Source organism: Nocardia sp. NPDC049526, from assembly GCF_044465765.1.
Lineage (GTDB): Bacteria > Actinomycetota > Actinomycetes > Mycobacteriales > Mycobacteriaceae > Nocardia.
Genome location: NZ_JBITMA010000010.1, coordinates 56,850 through 74,429, shown reverse-complemented (window position 1 = coordinate 74,429; position 17,580 = coordinate 56,850). Strand labels below are relative to the sequence as shown.

Annotated in this window: 15 protein-coding genes; 5 read left to right on the top strand and 10 right to left on the bottom strand. The window is 65.3% G+C overall.

Going from position 1 to position 17,580, the window contains the following annotated elements; translation table 11 throughout:
* Positions 1-34 precede the first annotated feature (34 nt).
* A complete protein-coding gene (locus ACIBW7_RS29305) occupies positions 35-3,505 on the top strand; it encodes a protein kinase (protein ID WP_397051831.1) in 3,471 nt (1,156 codons plus the stop codon).
* Between the two features lie 5 nt (positions 3,506-3,510).
* On the opposite strand, the gene ACIBW7_RS29300 is transcribed toward ACIBW7_RS29305, so the two are convergent.
* Positions 3,511-5,256: a putative bifunctional diguanylate cyclase/phosphodiesterase gene (locus ACIBW7_RS29300; protein WP_397051829.1), complete on the bottom strand. Its 1,746-nt coding sequence runs from the start codon at positions 5,254-5,256 to the stop codon at positions 3,511-3,513.
* 296 nt (positions 5,257-5,552) lie between these two features.
* Here ACIBW7_RS29300 and ACIBW7_RS29295 point away from each other — a divergent pair, with 296 nt between their 5' ends.
* Positions 5,553-6,359 carry an SAM-dependent methyltransferase gene (locus ACIBW7_RS29295; protein ID WP_397051827.1) on the top strand — a complete coding sequence of 269 codons (807 nt, stop codon included), beginning with the start codon at positions 5,553-5,555 and terminating at the stop codon, positions 6,357-6,359.
* Between the two features lie 10 nt (positions 6,360-6,369).
* Here the strand turns inward: ACIBW7_RS29295 and ACIBW7_RS29290 are convergent, their stop codons facing one another.
* The 6 genes from ACIBW7_RS29290 to ACIBW7_RS29265 form a co-directional block, all read right to left on the bottom strand.
* A complete protein-coding gene (locus ACIBW7_RS29290; protein WP_397051825.1) occupies positions 6,370-7,701 on the bottom strand; it encodes an FAD-binding oxidoreductase in 1,332 nt (443 codons plus the stop codon).
* Positions 7,698-8,711 (bottom strand): hypothetical protein, encoded by a 1,014-nt coding sequence (locus ACIBW7_RS29285; RefSeq protein WP_397051823.1) that lies wholly within the window; start codon positions 8,709-8,711, stop codon positions 7,698-7,700. The genes ACIBW7_RS29290 and ACIBW7_RS29285 overlap by 4 nt, the downstream gene beginning before the upstream one ends.
* Before the next feature lie 23 nt (positions 8,712-8,734).
* On the bottom strand, positions 8,735-9,079 hold the full coding sequence (locus ACIBW7_RS29280; protein WP_397051821.1) for a RidA family protein: 345 nt from the start codon (positions 9,077-9,079) through the stop codon (positions 8,735-8,737).
* Positions 9,076-10,188 carry an alpha-hydroxy acid oxidase gene (locus ACIBW7_RS29275; protein WP_397051819.1) on the bottom strand — a complete coding sequence of 371 codons (1,113 nt, stop codon included), beginning with the start codon at positions 10,186-10,188 and terminating at the stop codon, positions 9,076-9,078. The genes ACIBW7_RS29280 and ACIBW7_RS29275 overlap by 4 nt, the downstream gene beginning before the upstream one ends.
* Positions 10,185-11,570, bottom strand: coding sequence for an amino acid permease (locus ACIBW7_RS29270; RefSeq protein WP_397052379.1), 1,386 nt, complete (start codon positions 11,568-11,570; stop codon positions 10,185-10,187). Before ACIBW7_RS29270 ends, ACIBW7_RS29275 begins: the two co-directional genes overlap by 4 nt.
* Before the next feature lie 252 nt (positions 11,571-11,822).
* The gene (locus tag ACIBW7_RS29265; RefSeq protein ID WP_397051817.1) at positions 11,823-12,977 is read right to left on the bottom strand and encodes a hypothetical protein; all 1,155 of its coding nucleotides are present in this window, start codon (positions 12,975-12,977) and stop codon (positions 11,823-11,825) included.
* A 124-nt stretch (positions 12,978-13,101) separates the two neighbouring features.
* Between ACIBW7_RS29265 and ACIBW7_RS29260 the strand changes: the two genes are divergently transcribed.
* Complete coding sequence (locus ACIBW7_RS29260) at positions 13,102-13,692, top strand: TetR/AcrR family transcriptional regulator (RefSeq protein WP_397051815.1); 591 nt, start codon at positions 13,102-13,104, stop codon at positions 13,690-13,692.
* Here the strand turns inward: ACIBW7_RS29260 and ACIBW7_RS29255 are convergent.
* Together ACIBW7_RS29255 and ACIBW7_RS29250 are read right to left on the bottom strand one after the other, a co-directional pair.
* A complete protein-coding gene (locus ACIBW7_RS29255) occupies positions 13,683-14,462 on the bottom strand; it encodes an alpha/beta hydrolase family protein (RefSeq protein ID WP_397051813.1) in 780 nt (259 codons plus the stop codon). The two genes, ACIBW7_RS29260 and ACIBW7_RS29255, sit on opposite strands and share 10 nt — an antisense overlap.
* A 3-nt stretch (positions 14,463-14,465) precedes the next feature.
* The gene (locus ACIBW7_RS29250; RefSeq protein ID WP_327097804.1) at positions 14,466-14,747 is read right to left on the bottom strand and encodes a YggT family protein; all 282 of its coding nucleotides are present in this window, start codon (positions 14,745-14,747) and stop codon (positions 14,466-14,468) included.
* Positions 14,748-14,857: 110 nt separating this feature from the next.
* Here ACIBW7_RS29250 and ACIBW7_RS29245 point away from each other — a divergent pair, with 110 nt between their 5' ends.
* Positions 14,858-15,649: a transporter substrate-binding domain-containing protein gene (locus ACIBW7_RS29245; RefSeq protein ID WP_397051810.1), complete on the top strand. Its 792-nt coding sequence runs from the start codon at positions 14,858-14,860 to the stop codon at positions 15,647-15,649.
* 6 nt (positions 15,650-15,655) lie between these two features.
* Positions 15,656-16,363: a 2'-5' RNA ligase family protein gene (locus ACIBW7_RS29240; RefSeq protein ID WP_397051808.1), complete on the top strand. Its 708-nt coding sequence runs from the start codon at positions 15,656-15,658 to the stop codon at positions 16,361-16,363.
* On the opposite strand, the gene ACIBW7_RS29235 is transcribed toward ACIBW7_RS29240, so the two are convergent.
* Positions 16,360-17,472, bottom strand: a complete 1,113-nt coding sequence (locus ACIBW7_RS29235) for a hypothetical protein (RefSeq protein ID WP_397051806.1) — start codon at positions 17,470-17,472, stop codon at positions 16,360-16,362. The two genes, ACIBW7_RS29240 and ACIBW7_RS29235, sit on opposite strands and share 4 nt — an antisense overlap.
* Between the last annotated feature and the right edge of the window lie 108 nt (positions 17,473-17,580).

Genomic DNA, 17,580 nt, shown 5'->3' with positions numbered 1-17,580 from the left:
AAGTAGCTGGCTGGTAGTTGTAATCGGGGTCGTCGTGTCGCATATCGATCCGCTTTCCACGCAACGCGACCTCACCTCAGGGTTCGCGGCAGAGCTGGCCGCCGCCGGGTTCACCGATGCCGCCGAGATCGGACGTGGCGGATTCGGCGTTGTCTATCGATGTGCCCAGCCCGCGCTCGAGCGCATGGTGGCGATCAAGGTGCTCACCGCCGATCTGGAATCGGAGAACCTCGAACGTTTTGTCCGCGAACAGCTCGCCATGGGCAAGCTGTCGGGACACCCCAATATCGTCAGCGTCTTCGAGGTCGGCTCCACCGCGACCGGGCGGCCCTACATCGTGATGCCGTACCACCCGCACGGCTCACTGGACACCCGCATCCAGGAGCACGGTCCGGTCGGCTGGCAGGACGCGCTACATATCGGGGTGAAAATCGCGGGCGCACTGGAGACCGCGCATCGACGCGGCCTGCTGCACCGCGATGTGAAACCCGGCAATATCCTGCTCACCGAATACGGTGAACCGCAGCTGGCAGATTTCGGCATCGCCCGGCTGGTCGGCGGCTTCGAGACAACCGCGGGCACGATTACCGGTTCGCCCGCCTTCACCGCGCCCGAGGTGCTGCAAGGCCATGTCCCGGACGTGACATCCGATATCTACAGCCTGGCCTCGACCCTGTTCTGTGCCTGCACCGGTCACGCGGTCTTCGAGCGACGCAACGGTGAGCAGTTGGTGGCCCAGTTCCTGCGCATCACCAAACAGCCGATTCCGGATCTCGGCGAGGCGGGCCTGCCACCGGACGTGACCGCGGCCATCGAAGGCGCGATGTCCCGCGAGCGTGCGGAACGGCCCTCCAGCGCAGCAGAATTCGGTGCACAACTGCGCGAGATCCAGGAGCGGCACGGCCTGCCGCCCGACGATATGCCGGTCCCGTTGGCCGCCGCCGAACCCGCCGGACAGCGGCCGTCACCGACGCCCACCTCCGGCCGCCGCCGCACCTCGGCGACGTCATCGACCATCACCCCACCCGTGCCCGCCACCCGCTTGCGGCCGCCGGTGGCCAACCGTCCGCTGGTCGACCGCCGGCGCCTGATCGCGCTGCTGCGCGCCGGTCGCAACCGCAGGCTCGCGGTCATCCACGGTCCCACCGGATTCGGCAAAACCACCCTCGCCGCCCAATGGTGTGAGGCGCTGACCGCCGAGGGCGTTGCGGTGGCCTGGCTGACAGTCGATCACGACGACAACAATGTCGTCTGGTTCCTTTCTCATTTGATCGAAGCCATTCGCGCCGCACGACCTTCGCTCGCGCGCGAGCTCGGTGAACTGCTCGAGGAGCACGGCGACGAATCCGAACGCTTTGTGCTGACATCGCTGATCAACGATATCGACCGGCGCGGTGAAGAACTCGTGGTCGTCATCGACGACTGGCACTGCGCCACCGATCCCGCCACCACCCGGGCACTGCGCTTTCTGCTCGAAGGCTGCAGTCCCACACTGCATCTGGTGATCACCAGCCGCAGTCAGACCGGACTGCCCATGAGTTCGATGCGGGCTCGCGACGAGCTGGTCGAAATCGGTCCCACCGCATTACGCTTCGATGTCGCGGAGGCGTATACCTTTCTGGTCGAGCTGGGCGGACTGGACCTCGATCGCGCCGATGTCGAAGATCTCACCGAATCCACCGAAGGCTGGGTCGCGGCACTGCAATTGGCGGCACTGTCATTGCGCGGCAGTGACGATCCCGGCGAGCTGATCAGCCATCTCACCGGTCGCCACCATGCCATCAGCGAGTTCCTGGTCGAGAACGTCCTGGACACCCTCGAACCCGGAACGCTCGACTTCATGGTGGCGACCTCGATCACGCCGCGGATCTGCGGTGAACTCGCCTCGGCGCTGACCGGCGTACCGGACGGGCAGGCGATGCTGGAGCATATCGAACTCCAGGATCTGTTCCTGCGCAAGCTCGATGACGGCAATTGGTTCCGATATCACCACCTGTTCCAGGATTTCCTGCAGCAGCGGCTGGAACGCGATCGGCCCGAACGAATCACCGAATTGCACCGGGTGGCTTCACGGTGGCTGGCCGAGCATCGGCATGTCAGCGAGGCGGTCGATCACGCCCTGCTGGCGGGGGACGAGCAGCGGGCCATCGAGATCGTCGAGCGGGACGGGATGTCTTTGCTCGAATACGGGCAGTTCGCCAGTCTCATCGGTCTGGTCAACAAGTTGCCCGCCACCATCATCGAAACCCATCCTCGGCTGCAACTGGATCTGGCATGGGCGAATATCCTGCTGCACCGGGCCGCGCCGGCCGAACGTGCACTGCGCCTTGCGGAATCGACGCTGGATCTCGGTGAACTCGACGAAGGCGGCATCGCGCGACTGCGGGCCGAGGCCGGTGTGGTGCATGCGGTGGTCGCGGTACGAGCGGACGCGCTGGCCGGAGTCGACGATTTGCTGGCGCCCTGCTTTCTTCGCGCCGAGGAACTGTCACCCTACGTGGTGGCGATCGGAGCGAATGTCGCGACCTTCACCGCGGGCTATCGCTACGACTTCGAGGAGGCGCTGCGCATCCAGGAGTGGTCCGCACCCTATATGCGCCGGAACAAGGGCTTCTACAACAACATTCACGGCCTGTGCTTTCTCGGGCTGGCCGCGAGCCTGCAACTCGATATCGCCGGTGCCGAGAAGTATTTCCGCAAGGCGATGAAGGTGGCCAAGCAATCCGGCGGCAGCCATTCCTACGGCGCTCGGCTGGCGGGATCCCTGCTCGGCGAATTGCTATATGAGCGTGGGGAAGTCGCGGATGCGGAGCGACTGCTCGACGAGGGCTACAAGCTGGGGCCCGAGGCGGGTGTCGTCGATTTCAAATTGGCGCGCTATGTCGTCGGGGCCCGTATCAAAGCATTGCGAGGTGATCGCGCGGCCGCGATTCGCCGATTGAACGAGGGTGCGCGCGTCGCGCGTTCGATGTCATTGCCGCGGCTGGGCGCCGAGGTGGAGAACGAGCGGCTGCGACTCGGATTGCCGCCGCATCCGGAATTCGGTCCGCTGCCCGTTGTCGAATACGGAAATCGCCGCGAGCCGGTCGACGCGATCGACGAATTCACCGTACTGTACGAGGAATTCACCGCGATCCGGCTGCTGCTCGCCGCGGAAGTACCGGAGAAGACCGAACTCGCCTGCACATGGGCCCAGGAATGGGTTGATCTGCTCGAATCCGTAAAGCGGCCGAGGGAATTGCTGAAGGCACGCCGAATGTTGATCGCCTGCCTCGCCGCCGCTGGTCGCACCGATGCGGCAAAGACCTTGCTGGCCACGGTAACAGCCCAGTGTGCCGAACTCGGATCGGTCCGCTATCTGCTGGACGGGGGACCACATGTCGTCGCCACACTCGCAGCCGTGCACGAAGATCAGCTCGCCGGACGGTGGCATCCCGAATGGCCGGACGTGCCAACGGAATTCCTGTTCGCATTGGTCAATGCTCATGCGACACAACGAATCTGACGCCATCACCTGGTCAGTAGTTCGGTGATCTGCTCGACGGGCATGGGGCGATGGAAAAGCCAGCCCTGAGCACTGTCACAGCCGAGCGATTCCAGCCGATCGGCCTGATATTGCGTTTCGACGCATTCGGCGGTGAGGGTGAAGCCGAGGGCGTGGGTGAGTTCGACAATGGATTCGAGCACCAGCCGATCGGTGGCACCGGGGGATTCCGGGGTGCGAATGCAGCGGATGAACGGTCCCGCGAGTTTGACGACATCGAGCGGAAGTTGGCCCAAGTAGGCGAGATTGGAGTAGCCGGTGCCGAAATCGTCGATGGCGATGTGAACCCCCGCCTCGGACAACGTGCGTAATGCCTGGAGCGGGCGACCGGTGGTGTGCATGAACGCCCGCTCGGTCAGTTCGAGTTGTAGCCGATCCGGTGGGATGCCGGTCTCGGCGATGACGTCCTGAACCCGATCCAGCCAGGTCGGGTCGGCGACCTCGGCGGCGGAAACATTGACGCTCACGACCGGCGTCCGGCCCGGAAACCGGTCGTGCCAGTCCCGGCTGTCGCGACACGCCCGTTCGAGCACCTGCGCGCCCAATGCGCCGATATGGCCGTTGTCCTCGGCGAGATCCACGAACTGCGCCGGGGCGAGTACGCCGAGATGTGGATGCCGCCAGCGCACCAGCGCCTCCACCGCGACGATCCGCTGGTCGGTGAGGGCGACGATGGGCTGGTAGTCCAGGAAGAGTTCGTCGCGGAGCAGGGCGGCGGGCATGGCTGCCGAGAGTTCGGCGCGGGTGTGTTCGCGGCGGCCGCGATCGGCGTCGAAGACGGCGTAACGGCCGCGACCCGCGGCCTTTGCCCAGTACATCGTGGTGTCGGCGGCCTGCAGGAGTTCATCGGCGGTGGTGTGTTCGGTGCGTCTCTCCATGACGCCGATGCTCGCGGTGACGGTGAGGTGGTGGCCGTCGATGTCGAACGGTTTGGTGAATGCCTCGAGCATGTGCTTCGCGACCGAGGCCACGGGTTCCTGGGATTGCGGGACCAGGATGACGAATTCGTCGCCGCCCATGCGCGCCACCAATTGGCCGGGTTGGGCGCAGGCGCGTAGGCGGGTGGCGGCCTGGATGAGCAGTTGGTCGCCGAATGCGTGCCCGAAGGTGTCGTTGACGAGCTTGAAATGGTCGAGGTCGATATAGCAGAGGCCGAAGTCGGCGCTCGGATCGGCGAAGGCGGCGGCGAGCGTTTCGATGAATTTCGTCCGGTTCGGCAGGCCGGTCAGATGATCGTGGTGGGCGCGGTATCGCAGCCGCGCCTCGCTCGCGCGCAACTGTTCGGCGACGGCGCGTCGGGCGGCGATTTCGGCGGCGCGGACACTCTCCTGCTCGGCCAGCAGCCACGCCCGGAATGCGCGGATATACCCATTTGTGAAGGCTGCCAGCAGTTCTGGCAGCCGATCCGCCGCGATGGTGCCCGCTTCGGTGAAATGCGCGCTGAGCGCCGCGATGCTGCGCCCGAGCACCTCGTCGCCGACGAAATGCGACCGCGCCAGCTCCGCACCCAACTCGGCGACCCGATCAGCGGATTCGGTTGTCCGCGTTGCTGTTTCGAACTCCATAGCCAGCTGCGTCAGCAGCATGCGTGCCTCACCCGCACTCATCGGTACCACATGATCGCGCGCCCCACCTGTCAGCGCGGCAGTCCAGCGTCCGGTCAGGTCGCCGCGCGAGCCGTCTCCTGAACCGGGCCCGGCTTCCCAACCCATGAGACCTGATCCTACAGCGCATCTCCGACCGATGATGGTGGGAGACAGCGCTGTTCCCAGTCGTCTTCGACGCACACTTGTGCAGTGTGACCGCTGGTCTCGGTGATACTCGCACAACGATGAACATGCGCGATCGGATTTCGACCACAAGTCGCTGCTGGAGGAGTTCTGCTCCAGGGTCGCGGCGGCAGATCCAGTACCTTCGGCGGCGCGCGTGGTGGGGACGTCCAGTATACGATGGCGGCGGTTTCGCCGGTGTGGGGGCGATCGAAATATGGGCGGTACGAGAGGTTTTCATGACCAGACCGAGCTGGGCTCCCGAGGGTATCGATCTGGATCGGCCGAGTGCGTCCAGGGTGTACGACTATTTCGTCGGCGGTATGCACAATTTCGAGATCGATCGACAGTTGGCGCGACAGATCGAGGCATTCACGCCGAATGTCGCCGAGACCATGCGGGCGAATCGGGATCTGTTGCGGCGGTGCGTGCGGTTCCTCGTCGATGCGGGGGTGAATCAGTTCCTCGATATCGGGTCCGGGATTCCGACGGTCGGCAATGTGCACGAGGTCGCTCAGCAGCGCGATCCGTCGGCGCGGGTGGTCTATGTCGACATCGATCCGGTCGCGGTCGCGCACAGTCGCGCCATCCTCGACGAGGATCCGCGCACGGCGGTCGTCCAGGCCGATATCAGCCAACCGGATGCGATTCTGGCGGACCCACAGGTCGCGAAGCTGATCGATTTGGACCAGCCGGTCGCGGTGCTGCTGCTCGGGGTGCTGCATTTCGTCGCCGACGATGCCGATCCACTCGGTTGCGTTGCCACCCTGCGAGATGCGGTGGGGCCGGGTAGCTTCCTCGCGATCACCCACGCCACCTCCGATGGACAGCCCGACGAGGTGCTGGAGGCGCAGAAGCTCTCCGGCCGTACCTCGACCGAGATCGTGCTGCGGTCCAAGGACGAGATCGCCGCATACTTCGACGGGTGGTCGCTGGTCGAACCCGGACTGGTACATCTGCCCCTGTGGTGGCCCGACAATCCGGACGAGATCGCTGCCGCGCCCGAGGAATCCGGTGCTTACGGTGGTGTGGCCCGCAAGATCTGATCGCAGCGGGTCAGTCGAGGATCTTGCCCGGATTGAGCAGGCCGAGCGGGTCCAGCGCACGTTTGACTGCCGCCATCACCTCCACCGCCGAACCGTGTTCGGCGCGCAGGTACTGCTTCTTGGCCAAGCCGATGCCGTGTTCGCCGGATGCGGTACCGCCGAGTGAGAGCGCTTGGCGGACAACCTGATCGGAGAAGCGTCGCGCTCGCTCGAGGGTGTCGTCGGTGTAGGGCACGGCCACGTGCACATTGCCGTCACCGATATGTCCGGCGATGGCGACGTCCAGACCCAGTTGCGCGGCAAGCTCTTCGGCCTTTGCCACGGCATCGGCGATCCGGGAGTACGGCACCGCGGTATCGGTGACCAGGAACTGGTGGCCCGGATGCCGGGCCTTGAGCGCGAAGAACAGCGTGTGCCGGTCCTCCCAAAGCTCGTGCCGGGCGGTATGGGACTGGGCCACAACGGTTTCCACCGCACCGTTGTCGGCAGCGAGCTCGCATATGCCGTTCTGGTCCGATGCCGCGGCGGCGGCCGAGGTCGCCGCGATATCGATCAACAGCGTCGGCCCCACCGGATATCGGGTGCCGCGGTAGGCATTGATCGCTGCCATGCTGGGGGCGTCGATGAGTTCGAGTCGGCTCAACGGTAGCGCCGACCCCAGCATCTGCACCGCAGCCGCCACCGCGCGCTCGACACTGGGGAACGAAATACGCAGCGACCGTAGCCATTCCGGAATCGGATGCAATCGCACAGTGAGTTCGGTGATGATACCGAGTGTGCCCGCCGATCCGATGAGCAGATCCTTCAGGTCGTAACCGCTGCTGGATTTGCGCACCGGCCGCCCCAATCTGGCCACCGTGTCATCGGCGAAAACCACCTGCATGGCAAGGACATTCGCGCGCATCCCGCCGTAGCGGACGCTGGTGGTACCGCTGGCATTGGTGGCGGCCATCCCGCCGAGACTGGCGTCGGCGCCGGGATCGACGGTGAACTGCAAGCCGAATTCGGCCGCGGCGGCATTGAGTCGGGTGCGGGTGACACCGGGCTGCACGGTCGCGGTGAAGTCGGTGGGGGAGATGTCGAGGATCGCGTCCAGTCCGGACAGATCCAGCACGACTTCGTCGCCACGGGATAGCAGATGCCCCTCGAGGCTGGTGCCCGCGCCGCGGGCGATGATCGGGGTGCGAGTATGCCTGGCCCATTCGACGGTGGCGAGCACGTCGTCGAGGCTGGTCGCGTGCACGACGCCGAGCGGGCGGTGTCCGGTGTGTCCGGTCTCGTCGACGGTGTAGAGCTCGAGTACCGCCGCACGCGCATCGATGCGTTCGGTCAACGCAGTCATGCCGCGCGCTCCAGAATCGAGGTGACCAGCATGGTGTGGTCGTCGAAGGAATGCGTAATGGTCCAACCCAATTCGGTGAAGGCCGCCTCGTACTCCTCCTTCGTCCACAACCGGACGCCCGTGATGGTGTGGTAGATCTCGTAGGTCGGCGAGAACCACGGCTGCCCGGACCACTGCGGTGCCTCCAGCAGGTAGCCGTCGCCGATGACGAACCGGCGCAGATTCGGGAACCAGCGCATCCACTCCCGTAGTACGGCCGCGATACCGCCACCGTCGCTGGCGAGTTGGTGCAGCAGGAAGAACGACATGGCGGTGGTTACCGCGTCCCGGTCGATGGCGGCGAGCCATGCGGGCTCGCTCGCCTCGGGCTGCACCGAGCCGGGCAGCACCGTGATCCGATCGGCCAGACCGGCATCACGGACCTCGGCCGCGGCCGCGGCGATCACCTCGGCCTCGATATCGACGCCGACGAAGCGCTCCTCGGGAGCCAGCGCCGCGAGCGCGAGCACCCGACCGGCGCCCGCGCAGCCCAGATCCACGGTGCACCCGGGACCCGCTGTGGCTATGGCCTTTCCGATGCCGCGCAGGATTTCCGGGCGACGCCGCGAGATATCGGTGCAGCCGCGCGATACCTCGCCCGGTTCGGTGGCGGCCGGGATGTGGGACTGATCGGCGCAGGTGGCGAGCTGCCGGAAGGTCGGCTCCCAGCCACGCGTCGAGACTCGAATGAAGCCGCGGTTCTTGGCGATATCGTGTCCGGCGTGGGTGAGCTGGTAGCGGTGCCCGCGCTGGTTGAGGAATCCAGCACGGACCAGACCGTCGGTGACGGCGTGCTGGATACCGCTGGTCGGCGCGATCGAATCGCCGTTCAACAGCGTTGCCCACCAACCCCAATCGTCGGCGGCGACCACCAGCTGTGCGGCGGTTTGACCTTCGATGACATCTCGTACGGTGAGTCCGGGTGCGGGGTTCTGATTGAAGAAGGCGACGGTGGTCGTTGCGGCGGTCATGACGGATCCTCCTGATATACGGGCTAATCGGCGATGGCGATGGCCTGGATTTCGATGAGCAGCCCTTCGATGGGCAGCGTGGTGACGGTGGTGGTCCGGGCCGGTGCTTCGGTACCGAAGAAGGCCGCGAATGCGGCATTCCATTCCGGAAACCATTGGCGGTCGGCCAGATAGCAGTCGAGTTTGAGGGTGCGTTCGCGGGAGCTGCCCGCTTCGATCAGCGCCTTGTCGAGTTGGTCGAGGACGGATTCGACCTGGGCGGTGAAGGTGGTATGGGTCGGCGTCGAGGTCGTCGGGTCGATGGCGGCTAGTCCAGAGGTGAAGACCAGGCCGGAGCCGCGGCGAGCGGCGGGGAAGGGCACGTTCATGATTCGGCCCCGAAGTATTCGGTGCGGACGAGGCGGGTGGTGTCGAGGCGGTCGATGGTTGCCGCGCCCGCCAGGGTCATCAGTGTGCGGAGTTCGTCGGTGAGCAGTTCGAGCACCCGGCTCACCCCGGCCTCGCCGGCGGCGGCCAGACCGTAGAGCGCCGATCGTCCGATCACCACCGCGGTCGCGCCGAGCGCCAATGCGAGGAAAACATCGCTGCCGGTGCGTATTCCGCTGTCGAACAGGATCGGCAGGTCGGCGCCGACTGCGGCCCTGATACCGGGGAGCGCGGTCAGGCTCGCAGGGGCCGGATCGACTTGGCGACCACCATGATTGGACACGATAATCGCGCAAGCGCCTGCGGCGATGGCGCGTTCGGCCGCCTCCGTGGTGAGCACGCCCTTGGCGATCCACGGCAGCCGGAATTGCTTCGCCGCCTGGGTGAGATCATCCCAGTTCCATGCCGTCGCACCATGTTTGAGCAACTGCCCGAAGACCTCCGCGACCCCGGGCGCGCCATCGCGGCCGGTCAGGTTGCCCGCGAAATGCCGCATATCCGGGTCGAACCGGTTACCCATATTGCGGGTGCGGAAGCCGCCGATGGGGCAGTCGACCGTGACGCAGAGCGCGGAATATCCGGCGCGGCGAATGCGATCGGCGACGGCGGGCGCGTGCGCGAACGGATGCAGCTGGGCGATGTCGGCCGCCTCCGGCGCGGCGGATTTCACCTGCTCGTAGGAGTAACTGCCCGCCTCGGGCACGATCGAAACGGTCCCGTGCCGCTGTGCGGCGCGCGCGACCGCCAAATGTCCGTCGGTGTGGAACATCGCATCACCACCGAATGGTGCGGTGAGAATAGGGGTTTCGAGCTTCATGCCGAGTAGTTCGGTGCGGGTGGATGGATTCGCCACCCCGCTCATCGGCTCCGGCACAATCCGCCACCCGTCGAAGGCGGCACGGTTGTCCCGCAGTGTGATCTCCTGTCCCGCACCGCCTTCCACGAAATCGAATACCTCGCGCGGCAGCACGTTCTGTGCGGCGCGGTGGATCTCGTCCAGCGTCCCGAAATCGACTCTGGTCGGGTACATGCTGTCGAGCTGCATGGTCATTCGGCGGCACCTTCCTGGGTTGGGGCAAGGGAATGACTGCGGCCGTAGCCGAAGTAGACGGCCGCGCCCAGCGCACTCCAGATGGCGAAGCGCACCCAGGTCAGGCCCTCGAATGTGGTAGCGAGCCAGACACATCCGGCGATTGCCACGATCGGCACCAGCGGCATGAGCGGCACCCGGAACGGGCGCGGCCGATCCGGATCGGTGCGGCGCAGGATCACCACACCCAGGGCGACCACAACGAAGGCGAACAGCGCACCGATATTCACCAGCTCGGCGACGGTGCCGATCGGCAGCAGCGCCGCGACCGCGGCGACGCAGGTGCCGAGCACCAGACTCAACCGCACCGGCGCACCCCGGCGGTTGGTGCGGCAGAGCGCGCCCGGTAGCAGTCCGTCGCGACTCATCGCGAAGATCAACCGAGTTTGGCCGTAGCACAGCATCAATAGGCCCTTGGTGAGCGCGAGCACCGAGGCCACCAGGATCACCTTGCCGATCCAGCCCGCGCCGATGGCCGCGAGCGCCGTCGCGACCGGCGCCGCATTGTTCAGGGTTGGGTATGGGGCCACACCGGTGAGTACGGCGCTGACCGCCACATACAGGCCGGTGGCGAGCACGACCGAGCCGATGATGCCCCACGGCAGATCCCGTGCCGGATTGCGGGTTTCCTCCGCGGAGGTCGCCACGATATCGAAGCCGAGATAGGCGAAGAATGCCAGTGCCGCGCCCGCGGCTATGCCATTGACGCCGAACGGCATGAACGGTGCCCAATTGGCTGTGCTGATATGTGGTGCGCCGATGGCGATCACCACGATCAATACGGCAATCGTCACCGCCACCAGTGTTTTCACGACGGCGGCGGTTAGTTTCACATCGAATATCAGCACGCCGACTATTGCGGCGGTGACGAGCAGCGCGGGCAGATTGACGACACCACCGTCGGCTGGTCCCGAGGTTATTTCAGGTGGAAGTGTCACGCCGAAAAGGGAATCCAGCATCGCGGTGCACAGTCCGGACCAGCCGATGGCGACCGCGGCAGCGGCGACCGCGTATTCCAGCAGCAGATTCCAGCCGACCAGGAATGCGGTCGATTCGCCGAGCGTCGCCCTGGTGTAGGTGTAGGCACTGCCGGAAATCGGTGTCATCGCTGCGAGTTCGCTGTAACACAGCGCGACGAGCACACAGATCGCCCCGGCCAGCACGAACGAAAGCATGATGGCCGGACCCGCCTTGGTTGCCGCGGCGACGCCGGTGGTGACGAAGATGCCGGCGCCGACGATGGCGCCGACCCCCATGGCCACCAGATCGAAACGGCCGAGTGTGCGTTTGAGTGTTCGGTCGGACGCGGTGTTGCGCTGGAATGCGAATCCGGTCGGTGGAATGCGGCTCGGCGAAGCTGGGTCGGTGCGGCCATATCAACGGTCCGTTCACTATTCGGTATGCAGTGCCCGGTACTCTTCGGTCCGGGCTGTAATCCAGTGAATCAGTGGACCTTTGTGTTCCGGTGAACTCAGGTAACGTATCTGTTTCGCAATAATCGTGAAATCGATTGGTGATGAACACAATTCGGCACGCCGAATTGCGCAGCCGGTCGCTGCGCAAAGAGATTCGAATATCTTCCGAGTCGATTTCGATTATGCGGTTGTGGCGGTTCGTATTTCGGGCTGTCGGGTGTATGCGTACTTGCGGACGGTCGTGGTGGCCGCCGCGACGGCGAGCAGCACGATCGCGGCGGTAATGACGGCGTGCTGCATTGTGCCGATGGTGGCGACGACGCCGAATCCGATGGTGGCCACGGCCGCACACAGATATGCCACGGCGGCATAGCGCGCGGCGATGCGGGCGTGCTGGTCGGGCGGGGTGGCGGCGCTGACGATGCGCAGCCCGGTCCGGTAGGCGATGCCCTGGCCGCTGCCGGCGAGCACCGCGCCCGCCAGCAGCAGCGGCAGGCTCGGCGCGATCGCGACTGCCGCGGCGACGGCGACACCGGCAATGATGATGAGCTGGGCCAGGATCGGTTCGCCGGGCAGCCTCCCCGGCGGTACCGCCCGCTGGATCACCCACGCGCTGACCAGATACAGGCTGACCGGCAGGGCCAGCAGAGGCAGGTTGGTGGTGCCAAGCAGTTCGGCACCGTAGCTGGGCAGCAGTGCGACGACCAGACCCGCGGACACCCACGCGGCAATTCCGTTGAGATGACCCGCTATTCGAGGCTCGTTCGATTGCGGCTGCGTTGCGCGCGTCGCGCCGACTCGATGTCCGGGTGATCGATCGGTGATCACAATGAGCGCGACACCACCGAGCAACACCGCATGACCGACATAGACGGTCACGCCCGGCGCTGGAAGGTATTGCGCGACCCACGCCGCGGCGATGGTGCCGAGGGCCGAGCCGAGCACGGTGGCGGTGGCCATCGCGGTGCGCCCGCGTTCGCCATTTCGTTCCAGAATGAGTCCGGCCAGCGAACCGGTGACCAGGCCGACCGACAGTCCCGCGAGCACCCGCGCCACACACGCGGGTCCGGCCGAATCGGCAAGGCTCATAGCGATATCCGCGCCGATACTGCACGCACTGCCCACCCCGATCCGCCACCACCACGCTTGCCGTGCGGGTGGAGTACCGATGAAGGTGAGCGTCGGGGTCAGTGCGAACAGGTACGCCGCGAATATGACGGTGATGAGCAGCGGGGCCAGATCCCAGGCATGGCGGTAATACGGCATCATGCCGGTCGCCATATTGGGCTGAGCCATGATCAGCACGAGCAATACCCCCGGAGCTGCTGTCCGCATCCGCCCTCCCAAATGAGGAGATCTTCTCAATTAGTAGCGTAGCGAACTGAGAAGATCTTCTCTACTCGGGCATGCCGATTGGGTTCGGTGTCACCCGGGGCCGACCAGCGGGCAGGATGGAGGCGTGCCAACCGTGAATACCCGCAGCGATGCGCAGCGCAGCCGATCGGTGCTGGTCGACGCGGTCGGCAGCCTGCTCGACGAGGGCCGGATCGGTTTCTCGATCCCGGAACTCGCGGCCGAGGCCGGGGTCGGCGTCGCGACGGCGTATCGGCATTTCGCGACGCCGCAGGATGCCATGCAGGCATTCCATCGGCGCGCGATCGAACAACTCCTCGAGGCCTTCGCCGCCATCGATCCCGCGCTGGATCCGATCGAGCGTTTCCAACGGTTCTGCCGCACCTGGGTCGACCAAGCCCGGCGGTGGGGCCCCGCGGTCCGTCATATCCGCAGCCACAAGGGCTTCATCGAACGGCTCGCCGCCGGAGACGAATCCATTACGGCGCTGCACAACATCCTGGCCGATGTGCTGGAAGCCCTTGTCCACCAGGGTAAAACGACCCAGCCCGATCTGACCTACGCGGTCCTGCTGTGGATCACGATCTTCGATGAGCGAGTTGTCTACGACCTCACGGTCTTCCAGCATTGGTCAGCTGCGCGGGTGACCGATCAGCTCAGTGGTGCGGCCGCGGGGGCGCTCGGTATTCACGTGTGAATCCGGCCGGGTCGGTCGAGGCAGCGACGCAGTGCCTGCACGACGAAAGGCCATGCGGTGGAATCGGGATCGATGAGTTCGAAATGTCCGATGCCGGGCAACTCCACGAGTTCGGCGCCGGATTTCGCGCAGTACTCGCGCGCCATTTCGATCGGCAGGCGTTGGTCCCGATCACCGTGTACGACAACGATGGGGATGTCAGCGGTGCCGAGCACCGAGGGGTCGGTGGCGGCGTAGCGCTCGGGAAAGTCTCGCGGCCCGCCGCCGAGCAATTCGGCGACCGCGCCCTGGCCATTGCCACGGTGATAGGCATCGACCAGATTCGCCGCCGGTGCCAAGGCCACGACACCGGCCACTCGCGGCGCAACCTCTGTGTGCCAAGCACTTTCGTTCGACAGCCGATGCCGTAGTGCCGCCCACAACGCCAGATGCCCGCCTGCGGAATGTCCGATGTAGAGGATGCGGTCCTGGTCGATGCGGCCCGGCCGTGCATCTTCGATCAATCCGGGCAGAGCATCGAGTGCCCGAGCGACATCGTCGAAGGTTGTCGGCCAACCGCCGCCGGCACCGACCCGGCGATATTCGAGGTTGGCGACCGCGTAGCCCAGTGCGGCCAGTGCCTGCGCCTCCGGCCGGGCATGCTCGCGGTCGAACTGCGCCCGCCAGAATCCGCCGTGCAGCACCACCACGAGCGGTGCCGGACCGTCGGCGGCGGGCAGGTACAGGTCGGCCACCTGGTCGCGGTGCGGGCCGTAGGCGATGGGTTCCATCACTTACAGGCTGAAGAAGATCTGACGCAGGACCAGGGCGACGATGAAGACCACGGTGAACGCCAGGTCGATGGAGAGTCCACCCAGCCGGACCGGCTGCAGGTACCTGCGCACCGGGGCGATCACCGGTTCGGTCGCGGAATGGCTCAGGTCGCGGGCGCGATTCACCCACTGAGGGTGCCTGCCATCGGCGAGCACGCCTACCCAATCGAGTACCAGCCGGGCGAGTAGCAGCAGGATGAATACCGTCAGGGCTAACCCGAGCAAGGTGCCGATAAGGGTCATGTCGAACTCCTTCGTGGGTGGCAGCTACCAGTATCAACGGTCGGCACCGGCTGGGAAGTGTCCCAATCGTCGGGTTCTCAGCCGACTATCAGGTCGGTTAGCCTGTCCCGATGCGCCGACCGCTTCGATATCTGCCGCTAGCCGTCCTGTCGACCCTGAGCTGGCTGCTCGCCACCGCGCCCGTCGCGACCGCACAGGAGACTTCGCATCTGGCCACCGTGCAGCAGTCAGGCGTGCTGCGCGTCTGCACCACCGGTGACTACCCGCCCTACACCCTGCGCGAAGACGACGGCACCTACCGCGGCGTCGACATCACTCTCGCCACCGACCTGGCCGCGACCTTGCATGTTGTCCCGCAATGGATTCCGACCACCTGGTCAACCCTGACCGACGACTTCCTCGCACGCTGCGATATCGCCGTCGGCGGCATCTCCGACACCCCTGCCCGCCGTGTCGTCGCCGATTTCTCCATCCCCACCTCCATCGACGGCAAGACCCCCGTCGTTCGCCGCGCCGATGCCGCCGACTACGCCACCGTCGACCAGATCAACCGCCCCGAGGTCCGCGTCATCGTCAACCGCGGCGGCACCAACGAAGCCTTCGCCCGCACCAACTTTCCCGAAGCCCAACTCACCATCTGGCCCGATAACCTCACCATCTACGACCAGCTCGAACAACACAATGCCGACGTGTTCGTCACCGACTCGGTCGAGGGCCGCTACCGCCAACGCACCCACCCCACCCTCCAGGTCCTACACCCCGACACCCCCTTCGACTCCGCCCCCAAGGCCTACCTCTTACCCAAGGGCGACACCCTCTTCAACGTCGTCGTCAACACCTGGCTCGAATCCGAAATCCGCACCGGCAGAAGCGATCAGCTGCTTGCCGACTGGATCGGCTGACAGGCCGTGACCGGCACGTCGAAACTCCCGTTTCCCTCGTTGCGTCCGACGTCGACATCAGAGCCCGGCATCATCCGAAGCAACGACTGGTCGGCGTTCCGCGAGCTGACCGAACTCCATGACCACTGGACGTTGAAGGGGTGGGCGCCGGACCGTTGCGGCTACTACTGGTACCTGACGTTCAGTGATCCGGCGCTGGCCGATCTGGCCTCGAAGTGCCAGGTTCAACTCGGAACCGACACCCTCGACCACGTGCCGCTGAACAGTTTGCACCTCACCGTACTGAGCATCGGCAACACCGATCAGGTATCCGACGCCGAGCTCACTCGACTGACCGAACTCGCTCGTCAGCGGCTTGCTGGGGTCGATTCATTCGAACTGAGCGTCGGCCCTCTCGCTGGATCTCGCAGTGCCATCAGATTTTCGGTTGCACCATGGGATCCTTTGCTCGACCTCCACCGGTCACTCAGGGAATGCACCACTGCGATGCGTCCGAGCAGCCAATTGGCTGAAACATCAAAATTCCGACCACATCTCGGAATCGCCTACATCAACGAACAACAGGCGGCCAACGGTCTCGTCGACGCAGTCGAACAGCTGCGGGGCCTCGCACCGGTGACGGTTCAGGTCCAGGATGTGCACCTTGTCGAACTGCGACGCGATGGCAGACAGTACGTCTGGCGCGACCACACGATCATCCCGTTCGCGCGCTAGCCACCCGCTGGCGCGGCGAAAGATCGCGCCGACGAAGACCAATCGTGCAGGGCCCGCAAGTAGTCCCTCGACGCCGAAGTCGATACCGCCCCGATTACGTCGCCCAATTCGTGCGCACGCTGCCATACCGACCGGATCGGCCGGTCACTAGATGCAGCCAGCGCCTCCATCCCTAACTGCACGGCCTGCTCGACCTCTACGGGCTGTCGCTGAATGAGCGCGGTCGCAACATCCAGACGGACCAGGGACCGGCTCCAGACCGAGTCGGATTCGTCGACTCGATCTTCGACATGTTGACCGAACTGCAAGGCCTGCTCATAATCGCCAGCCGACAGATACGCCGTCGCCGCGTTTGCCATCAGTCGAGCCTCGCCATATGGGGCAAACGTCAGTGCCGGTGTCAGGCCCAGCCCGGTTTTGTGTCCGGTCGCTATCTCGGTCGCGCGGTCGATCGCCTCGGCGACTCCAGCCGCGTCGCCCAGCTTGCCGAGCGCACGGGCAAGGCCATTCGAGTACAGGCGAATTGATTGAGGACGCTGGCCCGACAGGCGGATCCCTTCGCGCGCCAGCACAACCGACTCTGTGAAGCGCCCTTCGTAATAGGCGCAGAAGCTCTCGGTGCCGAGCACCCAAGCTTGCAGATCGTGGTCCTCCGTACGTGTCGCGATGGCAGATGCCTCTCGGCAATACATCTTGGCGCGGCCGAACATCCCTCGGTTGACCGCCATATAACCGAGGACACCGGACAACTGTCCCGCAAGCCGGTAGAGGTGCGCGATCTGCGCCGGATGGCGCCGCTGCTGCAGCAACTCCTCAACTCGTCGCCGCGCCGCGACCGCCTCCGGCGCGAGAACACGCGGGCCTTCGAGCTCGTAACGCTCGACCAGATCATCGATGGTGAGCGCCAAAACCGCAGCTGTATCGTCATCGGCGTGGAGGTCCCCGAGTCGCTGCATTCGTGCAGCAATCTCGAGGCCGGTCTCGAAGCCGCCGGCGTCGAGAGATCGAAGCGGGGTTGGGGGAGCCGTCGGCTGGCCGGGGATATCCGTCATGCTCGCCTCGAACCGCTGACGCTGGTGTTCATCGAGGCGCCCCAAGAGCGTATCCATCGCTGCCGCATACTCTCCGGCCAGAGTTCACCCGATTTTCTCGGCGAACTCCTTTTGCGTCACACGCAGAGCCGCCAAGCGCATGACTTTAACCTCGACCCCTGTCCA